Origin of the sequence: Niastella koreensis GR20-10 (assembly GCF_000246855.1) — a bacterium.
GTDB lineage: Bacteria > Bacteroidota > Bacteroidia > Chitinophagales > Chitinophagaceae > Niastella > Niastella koreensis.
In genome coordinates this window covers 5249488-5269875 of record NC_016609.1, presented here as the reverse complement: position 1 = coordinate 5269875, position 20388 = coordinate 5249488, and the positions used below count along the sequence as shown (strand labels likewise).

The 20388-nt window shown below is 46.1% G+C and carries 17 protein-coding genes; 11 read left to right on the top strand and 6 right to left on the bottom strand.

The genetic code is table 11. The annotated features are described in order from the left end of the window. Nucleotides 1-90: 90 nt before the first annotated feature. On the top strand, nucleotides 91-690 hold the full coding sequence (locus tag NIAKO_RS20605) for an HD domain-containing protein (protein ID WP_014220384.1): 600 nt from the start codon (nucleotides 91-93) through the stop codon (nucleotides 688-690). Between the two features lie 53 nt (nucleotides 691-743). Beyond that, a complete protein-coding gene (locus NIAKO_RS20600; protein ID WP_014220383.1) occupies nucleotides 744-2486 on the top strand; it encodes an MOSC and FAD-binding oxidoreductase domain-containing protein in 1743 nt (580 codons plus the stop codon). Nucleotides 2487-2496: 10 nt separating this feature from the next. On the opposite strand, the gene NIAKO_RS20595 is transcribed toward NIAKO_RS20600, so the two are convergent. Next, a complete protein-coding gene (locus tag NIAKO_RS20595) occupies nucleotides 2497-2874 on the bottom strand; it encodes a DUF1634 domain-containing protein (protein WP_014220382.1) in 378 nt (125 codons plus the stop codon). 2 nt (nucleotides 2875-2876) lie between these two features. Further along, entirely contained in the window at nucleotides 2877-3713 is an 837-nt protein-coding gene (locus NIAKO_RS20590; protein ID WP_014220381.1) for a sulfite exporter TauE/SafE family protein, read from the bottom strand. 406 nt (nucleotides 3714-4119) lie between these two features. Here NIAKO_RS20590 and NIAKO_RS20585 point away from each other — a divergent pair, with 406 nt between their 5' ends. Next, nucleotides 4120-5727 (top strand): DUF5060 domain-containing protein, encoded by a 1608-nt coding sequence (locus NIAKO_RS20585; RefSeq protein WP_014220380.1) that lies wholly within the window; start codon nucleotides 4120-4122, stop codon nucleotides 5725-5727. A gap of 141 nt (nucleotides 5728-5868) precedes the next feature. On the opposite strand, the gene NIAKO_RS20580 is transcribed toward NIAKO_RS20585, so the two are convergent. Beyond that, a complete protein-coding gene (locus NIAKO_RS20580; protein ID WP_014220379.1) occupies nucleotides 5869-6864 on the bottom strand; it encodes a hypothetical protein in 996 nt (331 codons plus the stop codon). Nucleotides 6865-6871: 7 nt separating this feature from the next. Next, a complete protein-coding gene (locus NIAKO_RS20575; protein ID WP_014220378.1) occupies nucleotides 6872-7477 on the bottom strand; it encodes a DUF6915 family protein in 606 nt (201 codons plus the stop codon). Nucleotides 7478-7653: 176 nt separating this feature from the next. Here NIAKO_RS20575 and NIAKO_RS20570 point away from each other — a divergent pair, with 176 nt between their 5' ends. The 5 genes from NIAKO_RS20570 to NIAKO_RS20550 are packed head-to-tail and all read left to right on the top strand — an operon-like array spanning nucleotide 7654 to nucleotide 15393. Further along, the gene (locus NIAKO_RS20570) at nucleotides 7654-8223 is read left to right on the top strand and encodes an RNA polymerase sigma factor (RefSeq protein WP_014220377.1); all 570 of its coding nucleotides are present in this window, start codon (nucleotides 7654-7656) and stop codon (nucleotides 8221-8223) included. 42 nt (nucleotides 8224-8265) lie between these two features. After that, nucleotides 8266-9330, top strand: coding sequence for a FecR family protein (locus NIAKO_RS20565; RefSeq protein WP_041347078.1), 1065 nt, complete (start codon nucleotides 8266-8268; stop codon nucleotides 9328-9330). A gap of 50 nt (nucleotides 9331-9380) precedes the next feature. Next, nucleotides 9381-12707 carry a SusC/RagA family TonB-linked outer membrane protein gene (locus NIAKO_RS20560; RefSeq protein WP_014220375.1) on the top strand — a complete coding sequence of 1109 codons (3327 nt, stop codon included), beginning with the start codon at nucleotides 9381-9383 and terminating at the stop codon, nucleotides 12705-12707. A gap of 21 nt (nucleotides 12708-12728) precedes the next feature. Next, the gene (locus tag NIAKO_RS20555; RefSeq protein WP_014220374.1) at nucleotides 12729-14489 is read left to right on the top strand and encodes a RagB/SusD family nutrient uptake outer membrane protein; all 1761 of its coding nucleotides are present in this window, start codon (nucleotides 12729-12731) and stop codon (nucleotides 14487-14489) included. Nucleotide 14490: 1 nt separating this feature from the next. Then, nucleotides 14491-15393: a metallophosphoesterase family protein gene (locus NIAKO_RS20550; RefSeq protein ID WP_014220373.1), complete on the top strand. Its 903-nt coding sequence runs from the start codon at nucleotides 14491-14493 to the stop codon at nucleotides 15391-15393. Between the two features lie 80 nt (nucleotides 15394-15473). Here the strand turns inward: NIAKO_RS20550 and NIAKO_RS20545 are convergent, their stop codons facing one another. Then, nucleotides 15474-16604, bottom strand: a complete 1131-nt coding sequence (locus tag NIAKO_RS20545) for a cysteine desulfurase family protein (protein WP_014220372.1) — start codon at nucleotides 16602-16604, stop codon at nucleotides 15474-15476. A 294-nt stretch (nucleotides 16605-16898) separates the two neighbouring features. Here NIAKO_RS20545 and NIAKO_RS20540 point away from each other — a divergent pair, with 294 nt between their 5' ends. Further along, nucleotides 16899-17366 carry an Lrp/AsnC family transcriptional regulator gene (locus NIAKO_RS20540; protein ID WP_014220370.1) on the top strand — a complete coding sequence of 156 codons (468 nt, stop codon included), beginning with the start codon at nucleotides 16899-16901 and terminating at the stop codon, nucleotides 17364-17366. Nucleotides 17367-17447: 81 nt separating this feature from the next. After that, on the top strand, nucleotides 17448-18512 hold the full coding sequence (locus tag NIAKO_RS20535) for an NADH:flavin oxidoreductase/NADH oxidase (RefSeq protein ID WP_014220369.1): 1065 nt from the start codon (nucleotides 17448-17450) through the stop codon (nucleotides 18510-18512). Between the two features lie 266 nt (nucleotides 18513-18778). Here NIAKO_RS20535 and NIAKO_RS20530 read toward each other — a convergent pair whose 3' ends face one another. Next, the gene (locus tag NIAKO_RS20530; RefSeq protein ID WP_014220368.1) at nucleotides 18779-19693 is read right to left on the bottom strand and encodes a YihY/virulence factor BrkB family protein; all 915 of its coding nucleotides are present in this window, start codon (nucleotides 19691-19693) and stop codon (nucleotides 18779-18781) included. Between the two features lie 82 nt (nucleotides 19694-19775). On the opposite strand from NIAKO_RS20530, the gene NIAKO_RS20525 reads away from it, so the two are divergent. Further along, nucleotides 19776-20387 carry an NAD(P)H-dependent oxidoreductase gene (locus tag NIAKO_RS20525; RefSeq protein WP_014220367.1) on the top strand — a complete coding sequence of 204 codons (612 nt, stop codon included), beginning with the start codon at nucleotides 19776-19778 and terminating at the stop codon, nucleotides 20385-20387. Nucleotide 20388: the final 1 nt, after the last annotated feature.

Below are 20388 nucleotides of genomic sequence, written 5' to 3'. Positions count from 1 at the left end.
AAAAGGCATGCCACTGCCTGAAACATCCATAGAATTTCTTCAGAATTTCCCTGCACATTTAATATTTCTTATCTGGCATATTAAAGATTTATGAACTATTTGAACGGGATAGAGAAGGTTGAACAATTTGTAACTGCAATGTATAACGCAACCGAAAGCCCCAGATTTCCTTATCATAATTTAGCACATACACAATTGGTAGTACTGAAGGCTACCGAAATTGCCCGGTTTTATAACTTCGATCAGTTGGGCATCTTTACTGTACAGGCTGCTTCCTGGTTTCATGATGTAGGTCATTTATTTGGATATTTCGAAAATCATGAAGATGCGAGTGTATTAAAAATGCAGACCTTTTTGCAATTGGCGGATGTGGATGAACAAATAATTGACATGATAAAAAGATGTATCCTGGCAACCAAACCCGGCGCTTCACCGGCGTTGCTGATAGAGCAGATCATGTGCGATGCGGATACCTATCATTTTGGAACTGCCTGGTTTCGCAAAACCAATGAGTTTGTAAAAGAAGAACTGGAATTGCGCAAGATAAAATTACCGGCCAACTGGGTGGCCGCAAGCCTTCAACTGCTTCAACGGCATACTTACAAAACAACTTATTGCCAGGATGTGCTGGCGGAGGGCAAGGAGGAAAACATCCGGTGGTTGCAGTCGATGCTGAAAAAGGAATTATAGCTGTTATTAAAAGACTGCAGCCAATGAAAGTCTTTTAATGATAGCTTTGCATAATGAAAGTCTTATCTGTAAATGTAGGCATGTCACGTGAGGTCGGGTTCCGCGGGAAGCTTATCAGGACTTCAATTTTTAAAAAACCGGTTACAGGCCGGGTGGTTGTTAGACGGCTTAATATTGATGGCGATTGCCAGACAGACCTGGGTGCTCACGGCGGCGAGCACCGCGCCGTATTTGTTTACCAGGCCGAGTCATACGAATACTGGCGGGAACAATTGAAGCGGATTGATCTGTATTATGGGCAATTCGGCGAAAACCTTACTGTTGAAGGATTAGCAGACAAGGATGTATGTATTGGCGACCGGTATGCAATCGGTACAGCTGTGTTTGAAGTTACACAACCAAGAGTTACCTGTTATAGAGTGGGAATAGCATTGGGGGTGCCTGAAATGCCGGCTTTGCTGGTGTCGCACAAACGACCCGGGTTTTATTTCCGCGTTATCCAGGAAGGTGAGATCGGCGCGGGTGATCTTATACAAAAGATAGCTGATGGTCCTGAACAAATGAACATTGCCGAGGTAGATGCCTTGTTGTATTCAAAAGAACATCCGAAAGAACAATTGCAGAAGGCATTAAAGATCCCGGCATTGAGCAAAGGCTGGGGTCAATCGTTCCAGGATCTTTTACAATCGGCCGAAGCGGGAATAACAACAGGAAATTCAGGTCTTTCCGGAGTTAATGGCCGCCCCGTTGCATGGCCGGGATACCGCTCTTTTGTTGTGCAGGCATTGCACCAGGAAACCGATGATATCCGCTCGTTTGAATTACGCCCCGCCGACGGCAAACCATTGGCCGCATTTTTACCCGGTCAACATATTGCTGTCAGACTTCCTGCCGGACCCGGTAAAACCCCATTGACCCGGATGTTTTCGCTGTGCGGATCGCAAGGCGCCGGCACATACCGGATAGCTGTTAAATGGGAGCAGGAAGGAAAGGTGAGTCAGTATATGCATACGCAGCTGCATGAAGGTGATACGCTTGATGTCAGTGCGCCGAGGGGCGATTTTGTTTTATCGGAAGATCAGCTTCCTGTTGTGTTATTGAGTGCGGGTGTTGGCATTACCCCTTTGCTGGGCATGTTACAGGCTATCAGGAACAGCTCACCTATGCGCGAAGTGTGGTGGGTGCACTCGGCACGCAATGCCGCGAATTATCCGTTTATGCATGAGGTGGAAGACGCCGGTTCGCATTTACCCAACTTCCACAGCATAAAAGTATATAGCAGGCCGGCAGCAGAAGAGGAGATCGGAAAACAATATGATATCAGCGGACATCTGGATATAACCGTTTTGAATAACCTGAAATTTCCCGCCGGTTGCCATTACTATCTTTGCGGCCCAATGGGTTATATGTCTGGGGTTACCGCAGCCCTCACGTCATTGGGTGTTCTTCCGGCCCAGATCAGGTCTGAGATCTTTATCAATTCCAACCTGGCTACACCGGCTGCCGTTGCTCCACATCTGCCTGTTGATAACACGGGCGCCGGCCCATTCGTTAGTTTTACAAAGAGCAACATTTCATTTCACTGGAATGCCCGTTTTAATAATCTGCTGGAAGCGGCTGAAGCTTGTGACGTACCCGTACAGTGGTCGTGTCGGGTGGGCGTATGTCATCATTGTGAAAGTTCCCTGCTGGACGGGAATATTGAATATACCTCATCACCGTTAGATCCACCTGGTACCGGCAGATTGCTGATCTGCTGTTCTGTTCCTGTTACTGATATTGAACTGGATCTATAACTTATACAGGTTACAGGAACCCATAGAGTACAACGGTGAGTACGATACACGTAATGATCGTATATAATACATCCCTTTCCAGTACAAAGCCCACTATGGAGAAAACAATCCTTGCTATAGGCGTGGCGATCAGGAACAGCAGTCCTAATTGAATAATTGATCTTCCCCGGCCCTGGAACGCGGTTTGCCAGATGCGTTTATAGGCCGTAAACCGTTCCGGTTCACCGGCAAAACTGGTGTATTGCGTTTTATCGAAACTGTGTTGTTGTAAATAAACAAAGGCCCCGGCCACCACAATAATGGCAGCGAACAATACACCAAATCGCAACAGGTTTCCCATGATTATCTCCAGGTCTTTATCTTCCGGTTTATGAAGCTGTTTGCGCATGATTATAATTTATGGGTGATACCGTTATAGATCATTTCTACTGCAAGCACCGAGATGATGATCGCAAAAAGAATTTTCAGCACTTTGGTTTGTGCCCTGAATAAAATTTTAGAGCCAATGAATGCGCCCAGTAAAACGCCCAGCACAACGGGCATGGAAAGCCCCGGATCAATGTACCCTTCCTTTAAATAAATACCGGCGCTGGCTGCTGCGGTAACGCCAATCATAAAATTGCTGGTAGTAGTAGATACCTTGAAAGGGATGCGCATGATCCGGTCCATGGCAATAACCTTTAACGCACCTGAGCCAATCCCCAACAACCCGGATACAATACCGGCTATATTCATCATTACAAACCCACCCGCTACATGGTGAACTATATAGGATTTCGGCCCGGTTCCGGTTGGATAGGTATTATTCAATTGTAGCCAGGTTGATAACCGGCCTGGAGATCCACCATCAATTTTATCCTCCTGGTGAATAAAAGAAGTTATCGCCGAAACCAGCAGCATGATGCCAAAAATAATGGCAATAAGAGAAGTGGAAACATGTTTTGCCAACACGGCGCCCATAATGGCGCCAATAGTAGTGGCCAGTTCGAGGAACATCCCTAACCGGATATTGGTAATGCCCTCCTTTACATACGCAGCGGCTGCGCCGGAAGACGTAGCAATTACACTAATGAGGGAAGTACCAATAGCATAATGAATATCTACTTTAAATACAAGGGTTAACAGCGGTATTAACACCACACCACCGCCCAAACCGGTTAACGAGCCAATTAATCCGGCAATGGCGGCGCCTGCAAACAGGATCAGCGTAAAGGTGAGAACGATCATAATAATAGCAATTAATTGTGTATTGGTAAACGGCAACAAAACGGCTGCAAGCTTCAGGCTGCAAGCTGCAAGCAAATACAGGCTGAAAGCCGAAAGTTAAAAGCTGAAAGCAAATACACTTCCGGTTTTAGCTTTTGCCTGGTACCTTTTGGCTTTTACCCGTTTTCTTTACTTCAACATTCGATATTCGACATTCAGCGTACGACATTTTGTATTTTCTTCCTTTATCAACCCTGTCAACCCTATCAACTTTCCACTTTATTCACCCCAAGCTCCTTTCCCTTGTTAACGTGTCAACTCGTCAACCAACCTAAAATACGGATTAAAAATGAATAAGATGAAGTGTCTAAATGAAGTTTATTATCACCACTGCATTATCTTACAGGCCTAAAAAATAGTGCCACGCATGAAAAAAATCGGAATGGCCGCCCTGTTCCTGTTGGTATTGGTTGGTAAAATAGTAGCGCAGGACAAAGTTGAAAAATGGGATGTATTTGAATTGACCCTGAAAGGCCCGTCAACCGGCAATCCCTTTATGGGAACCGAATTGATCGCCCATTTTACCAATGGCGATAAAGTGTATGACCAGGAGGGATATTACGATGGTAATGGTATTTACAAGATCCGTTTCATGCCCGATAAAGAAGGCGCCTGGAGTTATGTTACCACCAGTAATAAAAAAGAACTGAATAACAGCAAGGGTAATTTTGAGTGTACCCCTGCTTCAAAAAATAATCACGGCCCGGTACGGGTAAGAGCTACTTATCATTTCCAGTATGAAGATGGAACGCCTTACTGGCCTTTTGGTACTACCATTTACGAATGGCCATTCCAGGATGTGGACACAAAGAAACAGACAATTGAAACAATGGCTTCCAGCGCCTTTAACAAAGCCCGCTTTTTAGCCGTACCGCCTTATAAAGACAGATATGTTACCGGTCCGCTTACGATCACTACTTTTCCGTTTGAAGGCACTAATAAAGACAACTGGGATTTTTCCCGGTTCAACCCCGCGTATTTTAAAAACATCGATTCCTGTGTGCAGCAGTTAAGAAACATCGGGGTGGAAGCGGATATGATCCTATTCCGTCCGTACGATAAAGGGAAATGGGGTTTTGATATGATGGGCCAGGAAGTGAACAAACGTTTTACACGTTACATGGTAGCCCGTTATGCGGCGTACCGCAACATCTGGTGGAGCATGTGCAATGAAAACAGTTTTATCAAAAGCATGACTGATGAAGACTGGGACGAACTGTTTAAACTGGTGCAGGAGAAGGATCCTTATCATCACCTGCGTTCTATCCACAACGCTGACAGGATCTACGATTATGCAAAACCCTGGGTAACTCATGTAAGCCTGCAGTATTACAATGTGGTGAAGGCGCCGTGGGGCACACCTTTGTTGCGTGATCTGTACAAAAAACCAATTTTAAATGATGAGATCAACTATGAAGGCGATATTGAAAGCCGTTGGGGACAATTAACCGGTGAAGAAATGACTTTCCGTTTTTGGAATGCCTACATCGGCGGCGGTTACGCCACCCATGGCGAAACATATAAAACCAGTCCGTGGATCTCGTACGGCGGTAAACTGATTGGTACAAGCCCGGCCCGTATTGCCTTCTTAAGAAAGATCGTGGAGAGTGGGCCTAAGGAAGGATTAAGCCCGATTGACCAATACTGGGAAACCAATATGGCGGGTAAAGCAGGCGAGTATTACCTTATTTATTTTGGAAAAGATAAATTAACCAAATGGGATTTTGTATTGCCGAAAAGAGATCTCACCAACGGCGCTAAATTCAAGGCAGATATTATCGACACCTGGAACATGACTATAACACCGGTTGATAAAGAGTTTGAAGTAGTGCCCATGCCCGATAACCGGTACAGGTTCATTGAAAAAAACAAGGCATCGATAAAACTGCCGGCCAAAGAATACCTGGCATTGCGTATTTACAAAGTGGCAGATGGTACTAAGGTGGCGAATGATGGCAGGCACGAGCTTGAATAAAAAATAGTAGCATTACAGTAGGTCAAAGCCTGATTGGCGATAGCGATGCTTTTTTCGCGTTGGCGGCCCGGCTCCAGGTAATATTGCATTGCCAGATCTGCAGAAAGATTCCCTGGATAATTTCATCGGTGTCCTGTCGGCTTACATGGTGCTTGAATCGGCTACATAATCTTTAACTGTCTGTCCGTCGATCTCGGCAATCATATTATAGATAGTAAAGGGTTCCAGTTTCAACAATTCTATCAACCCCAGTATTTCCTCAGGGCTTGTAGCTGCCGCCTCACTAAAGGCAACATCAAAATATTGCATGCCCTCTGTAAGCTCGGTGGTTGACTTCAGTTTTTTCAGTTTGGCTTTAAAGCTTTTTAAATTGTCTTTTGTTACTTCAGTAGCCTGTAACCGGATGGTACTGCAATATTGCAAATAGGCCATTAACAAAGTGTACGCCTCCGACCATTCTCCCACATAGGTTTTGCCCAGGAAATTATTGTCGGGAAAGGCGGCTACGCATTCCAGGAATATCTTGATGGCCATGTTGACTGCCGTTTCAGGGGAACTGAATTTAGCAGTTTTTCTGCCTTTAGGAGGGGTATCTATGAGGTAAAAGCCCTTGTTAGACCCGCCGTTTAAATATGGACTTCTTGAATCGAGGATGCCATCGGCTTTCAGTTTATCAAAAACTTTTTTGCCCCAGAACTCATAGTTCATCTTTACATAGGCATACTCTTTTACATCTTTGTATTCAATCAGTTTGTGAAAACTGGCGCCGGTAATGTCCATGATCCTGTCTAACTGCTCATCGGTTGCGGTAGCCGGCAATGCCAGTTCATAATAGAATTTGGCGGGGTCGTTACCAAAAGAATGTTGTTTTAACGAATCATCCCAACCCTGGCTTTTGGCATAATCAATTAATTTGTCCTGTACTTCCTGGTAGTTTTTTTCATAAAAGCTGGTCAGGTCGCGGATCAGGTCGTAGCTGTGCATTTTTTTTAACGACTCACGGTCCAATCGCTTTTTTTCGCGTTCGGCTTCTTCCCGTGTAGCAAAAGTGCCAATACTTTGGGCCAGTCCGTTTTCCACGATCCATTCATCCGTATAAAAGAACCAAAGTTTATGCAGGCTGAATTTTTTTTCCATGGTACGATTAGTTTGAGAAGATATTTTTTGTTTTTTGAGCGCTTGCGGGGTATTCAAACCCATTGTCCATCCACAATGCAAAGTTCATCCGGTTAAACAGGTCCGACGGGGCAAGGGGGAAAGCCTGCAGCCGGATATTTCTTTTAAAGATCTTTGGAATGATCTCGTTGATGAACCAGCTGTTATGGGTTATTAAAAGCGATTTGATGTGGCCGGTATTATTCAGGGGCGAGATCAGTAATTCGCTTATTTCTTTATCGTCTTTGTAGTCGTTGTAAAAAGCGCTTAGCCTTTGCAGATCATCCTTATGCGGGTCGATGGCATCGGTAAAATCACTTAAGGTGGGAATAAACCGGTTGCGGTAATCGGGTAAGATGTGGTCCTGTTCGCAAATGTCTTTTACGTTAACAGTTTTACCGGCCGAGTTTTGAAAGGAATGCCCGAAGATGGGAACAACCACTCTTTTAATGCCCCACATGGTATGTAGGATCCTGTGCCGGTTATCACTGCAAAGTTCCTTGGTAGAGTCCATGAAATCGTGCAGGGCTAAATAGTCCTCTATTTTGCCACCTCTTTTCTTAACTGAAATTTCTGCATGCAAATAAGCATTCATATGACCATAAAAGTAAGGTGCAGCTCATATAAATGCAAGGTCCGGACAAAATTATGCCGGTTGAGTTAGTCACGAAGTAGTTGCTATAATAGTATAGTAGTTATTAATGTAATGATAATATCTGCAGCACTTATATGTTTTTACATTTGCCCTGATAGTAACCACCCTTCAGGGCAATGAATAGCACAATAGACATTTTGGCAATCCGGGAAGGAGATGAAAAAGCCTTTGTGGACATGTATTATCTTCTGAACGGAAAAGTGTATAACTTCTTTCTGAAAAGGACCCGTCATTCAGAAGCAGCGAAAGAACTTACCCAGCAATGTTTCATCCGCATTTATAATTACCGCGCTTCACTTTCCTTACTGCACCCACCAGAAAAACAGGTATATATTATTGCCAAATCTGTTCTGCTCAATCACCTTCGGCAGGAAGACCGGAAAGCTGCCCGCGAACTTACCTATGCGAACCAAATGTATCCGGTGGGAGCCAACACCAGCGACAACGAAAATACCGGTTTTGAAACCCAGGACCTGCTGGAAAAAATAACCCAACACCTACCGCCGGTTCGCAAAAAAGTAATTCTGCTCAAAGCCCGCCAGGGCCTTTCCAATAAAGAAATCGCCACACAATTATCCATTTCGGTAAAAACGGTGGAGAACCATCTTGCCAAAGCTACCCGGCAACTGCGGGTCCTTTCTCCCGATTTACTGCTTATTCTGACTATCCTTTTTTTTGAATGTTAACAAAATGTAACCAGTAGGGGAATTGTTTTACCTGCGGTGTACATGATTAAAACAGCTACAAAATTTATGCAGCCTGACCAGGAATTGATCGATCGTTATTACCAGGGCAATTGTACTCCGGAAGAAGCACAGCAGGTCATGAACTGGCTGTTGGAAAATGAAACGGAGCCCCAGCTTGCCCGGGACTGGTCAGCCGCATCCCCCGTGGGCAAATATCCTGAACCGTACGAGAAAAAGATGTTGGCGGTTATTCAACGCTCCACCCACCGTTCAACACCCGTGCGATCGATGCATTGGGTTCGTTGGGCAGCAGCAGCGGGCATTGTACTGGCATTGGGCATTACTATGCTGATGTTACCGCATAATAAAAACAGGTTGGTAGCAAAGCAAACGTTAACTGTTACGCATCAATTACTGGCAACAAGAAATGCATCAGACACCCACCCATTAACCATCCGGATGGTTGATGGAACAACGGTTGTGCTGGAACCAGGCGCTGTACTACGGTACGACTCTGCCACCTACAACCAGCACAACCGGGTTGTAACGCTGGAGGGTCAGGCTAACTTTAATGTGGCGCACAACAAAAGCAAACCGTTTAGTGTGAACGCCAATGGTTATTCCACTACAGCATTGGGAACTTCTTTTTTGGTGGCTGCCAAACGGGCGGGCGATATCAGGGTTCGCCTGTATACGGGGAAAGTTGTTATTCACCGGTTAGATGCAGACTCCACCAGCAATGACATTTACCTGGCGCCGGGTGAAGAAATGGCGTTCACTACAACCGCTCATCAGCCAACGGTGAGCCGCTGGGAACAGGAGAAATTACCAGTAGAAGAAAGTAAGAAGGCGTTGCTGGCGCATACAAAAGAAGTGAGAAGGGTGGGCGATACCCTGCTCTTTAACAACGCCCAACTGGTTACGGTGCTGGAAGTATTGAAACGCCGCTATCATGTGGCCATTCAATATAACAACAACAGTATAAACGATGCTTATTTTACCGGCTCGGTATTACCGGGCGATGCCATAGAACTGATCTTAAAAACGGTTACGCGAATAAACGGACTTTCATTGATTGCTGCCGGCGATGGATTTATTATAAAATAGGGTCCACGCTCACTTCACTCTTATTCAACATATTTAAAAACTATAACTAAATGGGAAAAGCGAAAATGCTCTTCAGGGGCATCGTATGCCTCATCATGATCCTGGTTTTGCAAGGGCGGCTGCTGGCCCAAAGCAAGGAAGCCAGTACAACTACAGGCGAAGTATCGGATGTGCGCGGTACCGTGCTCAGCATGCGGGGCTCCGCATTAGCCGGGGTAAATGTGGTTGCAACCGAGCGATCAACCGGTCGCGTGTACAATACTACAACAGACTCGAGCGGCGATTTTGTGTTCCATGAGTTTCGTACCGGTGAAAAATATGATTTTCAATTTTCTACCGTAGGCTATGAAAAAAATGAATTCCCCGGGTTTGTCGTAAAAGGGAAAGGAAAGAATACCCTTATGATCCGGCTGACAGAAAAGAACAGCCTCCTCGAAGATGTAGTGGTGGTGGGGTATGGTACGCAAAAGAAAGTGAATGTAACCGGCGCAGTAAGCACCGTAGATGCCCGCGTATTTGAAGACAGGCCGGTGTCTTCTGTTGCACAGGCATTGCAGGGCGCTATCCCTAACCTCAATATCAATTTTGGCGATGGGCATCCCGGCAGCACCGGCACCTTCAACGTGCGTGGTTTTGCGTCGGTATCCAATACCACCGGAAGCCCGCTCATCCTGATCGATGGCGCGCCTGGTGATATCAATATGTTGAATCCATCAGATATTGAATCGCTGTCTGTATTGAAAGATGCCTCTTCCGCAGCCATCTATGGTGCGCGTGCCGCTTTTGGCGTTATTCTCGTTACCACCAAACAGGCAAAAAAGGGAAAGCTGAGCATTAACTATGGAACGAGTTATAGCATTCAAAGTATAACTACCCGTACCGATTTTATTACCGATGGTTTTTTGCAGGATTCACTGGCCGATGTAGCCTTCTCGCGTAATGTGGGCAGCAGCTATACCGGGTATACGGCGGCCGACTATGAAGAAATGAAAAAACGCAAAACCGATCCCTCTCTGCCATCTGTAGTTGTACAGAACAGGAATGGTACGCCTATGTATGTGTACTATGGCAATACCGACTGGTGGCATTTTTTGTTTCGCAAAACATGGCCGGGTATGGAGCACCACATCAATATGAGTGGCGGCAATGAGAAAGTGGATTATTTCATTTCGGGCCGCTATTACCGGCAGGAGGGCATGTACCAGACTTATTTTTCGCCCAACCTGTACAACGCTTATAACTTCCGCGCCAAGATCAATGCACACCTTACAGATTGGCTTACTTTATCTACCAACACCCAATTCGGCGTCAACGATTATACCTATCCCGGTTACAGTCCATATCCAACCGGTTATTACAATCATGCCATGGCTTCCTACGTTCCCAAAAACCCGGATGGTACCTTCTTTTTCCGTACCAACCTGAACAACTATGGCGCGTATGAATATGCCGATCTGCAAAATGGTAAATCGCATGGCGGTACCAAAAATAATAACCTGAGCAATACTGTAGCATTAACAGCCCAGATTCTGAAAGGACTTTCTGTTAATGGCAATTATACTTATCAACTGGCGCCCTCTTCTACTTATCAACGCCGGGCGTTAATTCCCTGGTCGGTTTATCCAGGCACCATCAGCAAAGCCGGAGAAGATATTCTGATGGAAGGCACACATATGGACCAACACCATTCATTAAACCTGTTTGCTACTTATGAAAAGACTTTTGGTTTACATATGGTAAAACTTACTGCAGGTTTTAATGAAGAAGTGCAGCAATTTAAAACGGATTCTGTTACCAAAGGCAATCTGTTATCAGACGATCTGAACCAGATTGACCTGGGAACTACTTCGCCCACCGCCAATGGCAGCGCCGGCGAATGGGCCTTGCTGGGTTATTTCTTCCGCGCCAATTACGATTATGCAGGAAAGTATTTGCTGGAAGTAGATGGCCGTTATGATGGGAGCTCCCGGTTCCCCGGCAACGAGCGTTTTGGTTTCTTTCCATCCGTATCTGCGGGCTGGCGCATCAGTAAGGAAGCATTCTTTGAAAAGCTCACCCCTGTTGTGTCGGAATTAAAACTCCGGGGTTCCTATGGCTCGCTGGGTAACCAGGACCTGGGCAATTACAATTCGCCATCGGCGCTGTATCCCTACGTGCCGCTGATGAACAGTTCATTGACCAGTTACCTCACTGGTGGCAGCAAAACCCAGGTGTTAAGCGCGCCTGCGCCGGTAACCCCCAATTTCACCTGGGAACGCACTGCATCCCTGAACCTGGGTATCGATGCGGCCTTCCTAAAAAACCGGTTACAGCTCAGCTTTGATCGGTACCGCCGTAAAACAACCAACATGCTGGCACCGGGTTTAACCCTGCCGGCAGTATTCGGGGCCGCAGCGCCTTTACAAAATGCAGGCGATCTGCAAACCAATGGTTTTGAATTATCGGTTAAATGGCAGGATGGCGGTACGTTGCTGGGCAAACGCTTCACGTATGGCTTTGGGGTGGCGCTGTCTGATTACACGGCAAAGATCACCCGCTATTATAACCCCAATAAAATATTGGGCGACGAGCATACCCTTACTTATTACGATGGAAAACAGGTAGGCGAGATCTGGGGATACAGAACGGATGGTTATTTTAAAACGGATGCAGAAGCGGCGGCTTATCCCATCAACCAGGATTATATCGATCTTGACCAACGCGTTGCATCTCCGGGCGAGTGGAGCAAACTACATGCAGGTGATCTGAAGTTTAAAGATCTGTCGGGCCCGGATGGCAAACCCGATGGCGTAATCAACAATGGCAAAAACACCCTGGCCGATCATGGTGACCTGGAAAGACTCGGGAATAAACTGCCCCGGTATTCATTTGGCATCAATGGTAATTTCAGCTGGAACAATTTCGATGTTTCTTTCTTCTTCCAGGGTATTGGCAAACAGAACTGGTGGCCTGATGTGGAATCTTCATTATTCTGGGGGCCATATGGACGCCCGTATGTGGCATTTGTGCCTAAGGATTTCCCAGACAAGATCTGGAGCCCTTCTAACCCCAATGCTTACTTCCCCTTGTTACGTGGATATAGTTCTTACGCAGGTGGTGATCTCTCCATTCCCGATGACAAATATTTGCAGGACATTGGCTACATCCGGTTAAAGAATCTGACAGTGGGATATAATCTGCCCATTACCTGGAGCAGACGGTTAAAAATGCAACGCATCCGCTGCTACTTTACCGGTCAGAACCTGTTTACTTTAACAAAAATGGATTCAAAATATATAGATCCCGAGCAGGTAACACCCGGGATGGCAAGCGACTGGGGCGGCCGCGACTATCCATTCTCTAAACAGTTCTCTTTTGGGCTTGACGTTAATTTCTAATCATCAAACTGTTTCTGTAACATGAAAAAAATATTTTCCATCCTGGTTATAGGCGTGTTGTTCGCGGGTTGTTCAAAGGTGTTGGACAGGCAACCGCTCTCCCAGATAACGCCAAACAATGGGTTCAATACCGAGAATGAATTGTTGCTGTATGTACGCTCATTCTATGATAATATGGTGCCGGATGCAGATGGGGCTAATAAAGAGTTTTATAGCCTGTACGGCGAAACCGCCAGTAATATTGTATTGACAGGTTTAAGTCCGGAGCAAACCGGTAACCGGCCAATCCCGGTATCGGGCGGCGGCTGGGACTGGAGCAATCTGCGAAATGTAAACTATTTTATCGCCAACTATACACGCGGTAAACTGGATACTTCCATCACCTATAAATACCTGGCGGTGGCGAAATTCTTCCGCGCCTGGTTCTACTCAAGCATGGTAGCGCATTTTGGCGATGTGCCCTGGTATTCGGGACCGTTGGAAGTAAGTGATACAGCCCAATTGTATAAGGCGCGTGATCCCAGAACGCTGGTGATGGATTCTGTAGTAAATGATATTGATTTTGCCATTGCGCATTTGGGTACTGGTAAAAATGTATCGGAGGTAACAAAGTGGACGGCGCTGGCCCTGAAGTCGAGGTTTTGTTTGTTTGAAGGCACTTTCCGCAAATACCATCCTGAGTTCAATCTGTCAGGCGCCGATCGTTTTTTACAGTTATCGGCCAATGCCGCACAGGACCTGATCAGCTCAGGCGTGTATACCATTTATAAAAGCGCAGCCGATGTAGTGTACCGAGACCTGTTTACCGCGTTAACACCCATTGCCGACGAAGTTTTACTGGCGCGGCAATACAGCGCTACGCTGCAGGTATTTCATAACGTGAATTATTACACTACTGCGCCATCTTTTGGTAAACCCGGGTTGGAAAAAAGCCTGGTGAACAGTTACCTGATGAAAGATGGTTCGCGCTTTACCGATAAACCGGGGTATGCCACCATGCAGTTCTATGATGAAATGCAAAACCGCGATCCCCGATTAATGCAAACAGTTCGTGGTCCTGGCTATAAACGACTCGATGGGAATGTAGCCCTGGCGCCTGCCTACAGCGGTACGGTTACGGGTTATCAACTGATAAAATTTGTCACCGGCGCAGCCAATGATGCACTGGGTCATTCGCCCAATGCGCTGCCGGTTTTTCGTTATGCCGAAGTGCTGTTGAACTTTGCAGAAGCAAAAGCAGAACTGGGCTCGCTCACCCAGGCCGATCTGGACCAGTCTGTAAAATTGTTGCGTGACCGCGTAGGCATGCCTGCGCTGAATATGGCTGCCGCCAATAGCAATCCAGATCCTTATTTAGTAGCGCAATACACCCATGCAAGCGGTTCCAACCTGGGTGTGCTGCTGGAGATCCGTCGAGAACGCCGCATTGAGCTGGTGATGGAAGGATTTGCCTGGAACGACCTGATGCGCTGGAGCGAAGGCCACCTGCTGGCGGTTCAATTCAAAGGCGCTTATTTTCCCGGTACAGGCAGTTATGACCTGGATGGGGATGGTGCTGCCGATTTGATCATTTGGTCAGGTACCAAACCTGCTACCCCCAATGTACAATTGCTGGAACTGGGCACCGATGTAGTGTTGGAAAATGGCGCAGCCGGTGGCAACATCTTAATTAACAAAAACATTCCAAAGAATTTCAGGGAAGACAGGGATTATCTGTTTCCTTTGCCAACGCAGGAATTACTGCTGAATCAAAAGTTGCAACAAAATCCACACTGGCAATAATATGCAAAGAAGATCATGGATCAAAAATACCGGCGGACTCCTTTTGGGGTCCGCTTTACCGGTTACCATAGAAGCAGCCAATAAAAAGCCGGTGCTGCGAGTAGCCCATCTCACCGATATTCATATAAAAGATAAATGGGATGCACCAGCGCGTTTCCGCCGCTGTTTACAACATGTGCAGGACCAAAAGCCGGGAGTAGACCTGATCCTCAACGGCGGCGATGTTGTTTTTGATATGAACAAGGAAAACCTGGAAACTATAAAAACAGAATGGAACCTTTGGCATAGCATTGTTAAAGCAGAATGCTCTATTCCTATGCACTACGCCCTGGGCAATCACGATATCTGGTGGAATGAAGATGACAAGGGCCAGGCATTGTATGGTAAAAAGTTTTCGCTGGAACAATTAGGATTAAGCAACTCTTATTATTCCTTCTCAAAAAATGGCTGGAAGTTTATTGTGCTCGATAGTACGCACCTGGATATTGATAATACCTGGTACATTGGCAAACTGGGCGATGAGCAAATGAACTGGTTACAACAGGAACTAAAAGCCACACCTGCTACCATGCCCGTTTGTGTATTGTCACATATCCCCATTTTGACCGCCACCCTGATGGTAGAAGATCATATCGTAAATAAATGGACCATGCTTGGTGGCGACATGCATACTGATACGGCAAAAATCATTGACCTGTTTTACCAGCATAAGAATGTAAAATTATGTTTGAGCGGACATATTCACCTGCGTGATAAAGTGGTGTACAACGATGTGACCTTTATTTGTAACGGCGCAGTAAGCGGCGCGTGGTGGGAAGGCAACAGACGGCAAACGGCGCCAGGTTATGGCGTGATTGATTTTTATGCGGATGGGAGTTTTGAAGAGCGGTATGTGAATTATTAAATAGTTAACACGTTGACAGGTTAACAAGTTAACTCGTCAACCTGTCAACGTGTCAACTTGTTAACCTGCTTCGCATATCCTTACGAAAGGAGTTCTTTTAATTTTGTAACAACCACATCTATCTCCCCCTGCGTATTGAATTTACTGAAAGAGAACCGGATGGTAGTGCTGTTGTTATCTTTCCGCAGCGCCTTCATCACATGCGAAGCTTCGCCGGTACTACAGGCGCTTCCGCTGGATACACAAATGCCGGCCATATCCAGTTCGAGTAATAAAGAATCTGTTTTGGGTGACTGCGGGATGCAAACACTTAAAACCGTATATAATGAATGATCAGGACTGTTAAAACCAACTCCGGGAATAGCCGCAGTTAATTTAGCCTTCATATATTGCTTCAACTGGTTGATGTACTGGCTTTCTTTTTCGAATGCTTCCATAGCCATTTCCAGTGCCCGGGCAAATCCTACGATGCCATAGGTGTTTTCGGTTCCGGCCCGCATATTGCGTTCCTGACCGCCACCATATAACAGCGGGTTAATTTTTATCTCATTGCTTACATACAACAGACCAACGCCTTTGGGTCCGTGAAATTTATGACCGGCGCCGGAGATAAAATGCACGCCTGCTTCTGACAAATTCAACGGGTAGTGCCCTACGGTTTGAACACAGTCTGAATGAAAAATGGCGTTGTGTTGCCTGCAGAGTTTTCCAACATGCGACATTTCCAACAATGTGCCGATCTCATTATTGGCATGCATCAGGGAAACCAGTACTTTTTTGCCAGCCTGTGTTTGTGCTTGTAATTGCTGTTCGAGGTCTTTATAATCTACTTCCCCGTTTTCTGTTAAGGCTACCAGGGAAAAGGTGATGTTATTATGATGGCTGTAATGTTCTACGGTATGTAACACCGCATGGTGTTCGATAGGGGAGGTGATGATGTGCGTGCAGCCAAGGTCCCGCACCGCTGCTGCAATTGCGGTATTATTGCTTTCCGTTCCCCCACTGGTAAAAAAAATAGTGGTGGGCGTTACTCCTAACAATTGCGCTACCTTTTTGCGGGCAACTTCCACCCCTAACCGCGCCGTTCTGCCGGCGGAATAGGAAGAAGAAGGGTTGCCGAAATTTTCCTTCATGAAGGGCAGCATTACTTCAAGCACTTCATTGGCTAAAGGGGTGGTAGCAGCATTGTCGAAGTAAATGATCGAAGACATAGTTGGTTCGTAGTATTTGTTTTAAATGTTTCTCCGGCAATTCGCGCAGGCAGCGCCGATAATGAATCATTACCGGCTTACCTGCAAGATGAGCGTTGGCTATACTTTCATCATAATCAAAAAGCCGTTGTATATCTGTAAGTGAGCAATAATCTGGGTTAAAATTGTAATACTTCCGGCTTATTTCCAATGACTTGGGCATTTTGCCGTAAATTTTATGGTTAAGCCGGATATTTTCCTAATTTTATTCGGTTAATTGAGTTGATGAACGTTATTTCCTGATTCTTTTTCAGTATGAATAATTCAGAATTGGATGCCACCGACTGGCAAATACTCCGGCTTTTACAAAAAGATGCCTCTCTTACCAACAAGGAGATCGCATTTGAATTGAACAGATCTGTGGCTACGGTACATGAGCGCATTAAACGGTTAAAGGAAGAAGGGTATGTAAAAAAGATCGTGGCCCTGCTTGATAGAAAAAAGGTAAACAAGGGACTCATCGCTTTCTCGCATGTTCAACTGCATGACCATACCGCGCAAACCCTGTCAACTTTTGAAAAGGAAGTGGCGCGTTTTCCCGAGGTGATGGAATGTTTTCAGATGACGGGCACGTTTGATTTTATTCTTCGTATTGCTACCAGCGATATGGATGCTTACCACGATTTTTACCGGAACAAACTGGCCAACCTGCCCAATATTACTACCGTGCAAAGTTTTTTTGTTTTGTCTGAAGCGAAAAGTGATACGGCGTATCCTATCTAGCAGACCCACTCCTGCGTCCCGCGAAGCGGAAGAATTTTTGAAGCACAAACAGCGGTATCTTTATTGCATAATTTGTTGAATATGTCACATCTCTTCACGCCGCTACAGCTTAGATCTATAGAAATAAAGAACCGCATTACCGTATCGCCCATGTGTCAGTACAGCAGTACTGATGGGTTTGCTTCAGACTGGCACCTGGTGCATTTGGGCAGCAGGGCAGTGGGAGGAGCGGGCCTCATTATTACAGAAGCTACTGCTGTTTCGCCAGAGGGGCGCATTTCACCGCATGACCTTGGCATTTGGAAAGACGAGCACCTGGAGAAATTACAACAGATCACTTCATTTATAGCCGCACAGGGAACTGTGCCCGGCATTCAACTGGCGCATGCCGGCCGCAAAGCCAGCACCAATGTGCCCTGGTTAGGCCGCGGTATTGTTTCTAAAAAGGAAGGTGGTTGGGAAGTGGTGGCGCCTTCGGCCATTGCATTCGCCGGTAATTACCCCATGCCTGTGGCGCTGGATGAAGCAGGCATTCAAAAGATCATCAGCGACTTCACTGCAGCGGCCAGCCGTGCGTTGCGCGCAGGTTTTAAAGTAATTGAGATCCATGGCGCGCATGGGTACCTGGTGCATGAATTTCTATCACCACTCAGCAATCACCGCACTGATAAATACGGCGGCTCGTTCGAGAACCGCATTCGCCTGTTCCTGGAAATTATTGCCGGCGTTCAAACCGTTTGGCCAAATGACCTGCCGTTGCTGGTACGCATCTCTGCCAGCGACTGGGCCGATGGTGGCTGGAACCTGGATGAGTCTGTACAACTGGCTCATATTTTAAAACAAAAAGGCATTGACCTGATAGATGTTTCATCGGGCGGGCTGGCGCATCATCAACAAATTACTATTGGCCCGGCGTATCAATTGCCTTTTGCTTCCCGCATTAAAAAAGAAACCGGCATCCTCACCGGTACCGTAGGCCAGATCACCACAGCCATTCAGGCTGAAACCATTTTAACGAATGGCGATGCCGACCTGATCATTATGGCGCGTGAACTGCTTCGGCAACCCTATTTTCCCCTGCTTGCCGCACATGAATTAAATGAGAAAGTTGCCTGGCCGGTGCAGTATGAACGGGCGAGGTTTTAACTAGTTGACAAGTTTACACGTTAACAGGTTTACACAGTAAAGGAAGGTTATGTGATATTAAGTAGGAAGTTGATAGGGTTGATAGAGTTGATAAAGGAAGAAAATACAAAATGTCGTACGCTGAATGTCGAATGTTGAAGTAAAGAAAACGGGTAAAAGCCGAAAAGTTACAGGCAAAAGCTAAAACCGGAAGTGTATTTGTTTTGAGCTTTTGGCTTTCGGCTTTCAGCCTGTATTTGCTTGTAGCTTGCGGCTTGCAGCTTTTTTCACTCCTCCACCTTCTGCAACTCGTACTCATACGCCTTATGCGCAGGCACAATAGGATCATTGGTAAGCGCAGCATATTCTTTTATAAAACAGGCGCCGAAGTATAAAATAAAAGAAGAATAAAACATAAACAGCAGGATCAATACCAGGGCGGCGCCGGCGCCATAAACAATACCGGCATTGCTGTGCCGCATCATATAGGAGAGAAAAGATTTGCCAAAATAAAACAATACGCCTGTGAGGATGCCGCCAACCCTGGCCACCCGCCAGGAAGGCCGCGCATTGGCCAGGAACCTGAACAGCACAATAAACCACAGGATGATAGTGAGCATACCGATGAGCTCCTTCATAAGACCGGTAAAAAATTCTCCGCCCTGCGGCCAAAAACTCTCAAAATATTTGCCAGCTACTTCCCGGCCTATGGCAACGGTTTCACCGGCAATAAAAAGAATGGCGGCCACCAGGATGATCGCGAGGGAGCGGCCCCGCACGGTAAGGTCATACAGAAAGCCAGATCTTTCGGGACGAATATGCCAGATATCATTCAGCGTGTTTCGAATAACCTTGAACAAAGTAGTGGCCACAAAGATCAGGAACAAAATACCTATCACCACCATGTACCAGTTTTGAGCCAGGTTGCGCATCCCCCGGGCGGTGATGCGCAATTGCTCGGTATTTTCTTTCCCCAGCGAAGCCGTTAGTACATTGCGCATTTCAGTGCCCACCAGTTTTTTGTTGAAGAAAATACTGAAGAACTGGAAAATGAGCACCATAATAGGCGGCAGGGCAAAGCTGGTAAAAAATGCAGTAGCGCCGGCCATGCGTAACGGGTCGTTCTGTTGCAACCGGTTAAAGGAATCCTTTAGCAGTTTCCCCAATATGGGCAGGCTCCACCTGATTTTTTGTTTCTCCATCTTATGACCTTAAATTTAAGTGATACCTTAGATAATTGTTCCATTTCTGTTTAAGTTGTGAATTAATTAAAACCAGTGGTACATGAGGAAGATCCTGATAATTTTTGCTCATCCGGTACTGGAAAAGAGCCGCGTGCATAAAAGACTGCTGCATTATATTCCCCAACAGGCGGGAATAACGTTGAACGACCTCTACGAAAACTATCCCGACTTTGACATAGATGTTAAACGCGAACAGGAATTGCTGTTGGCGCACGACATCATTATCTGGCAACACCCGTTGTATTGGTACAGCGCGCCTGCATTGTTAAAACAATGGCAGGACCTGGTGCTGGAACATGGCTGGGCCTATGGGAAAAACGGCTATGCATTAAAAGGCAAAAAAATTTTTAATGTGATCACCTCCGGTGGAAGTTTAACCGCCTATCAGCGGGAAGGCTACCAGCATTGCACCATTCATGAAGTAATGAAACCATATGAACGTACCGCAGAACTTTGCCACATGACCTACCTGCCGCCTTTCTGGGTTTCAGGAACGCATAAACTGGAACTTCCACAAATAAACGAATATGGACATAAATACAGCCTGCTGCTGCAACGGCTGCAACAGGAGGAATTAAAAGATGAAGAGCTGATGCAGGCCTCCTGTTTGAACGATCTTATTGAAAACACCACACAAAACAACCTGGCATAAT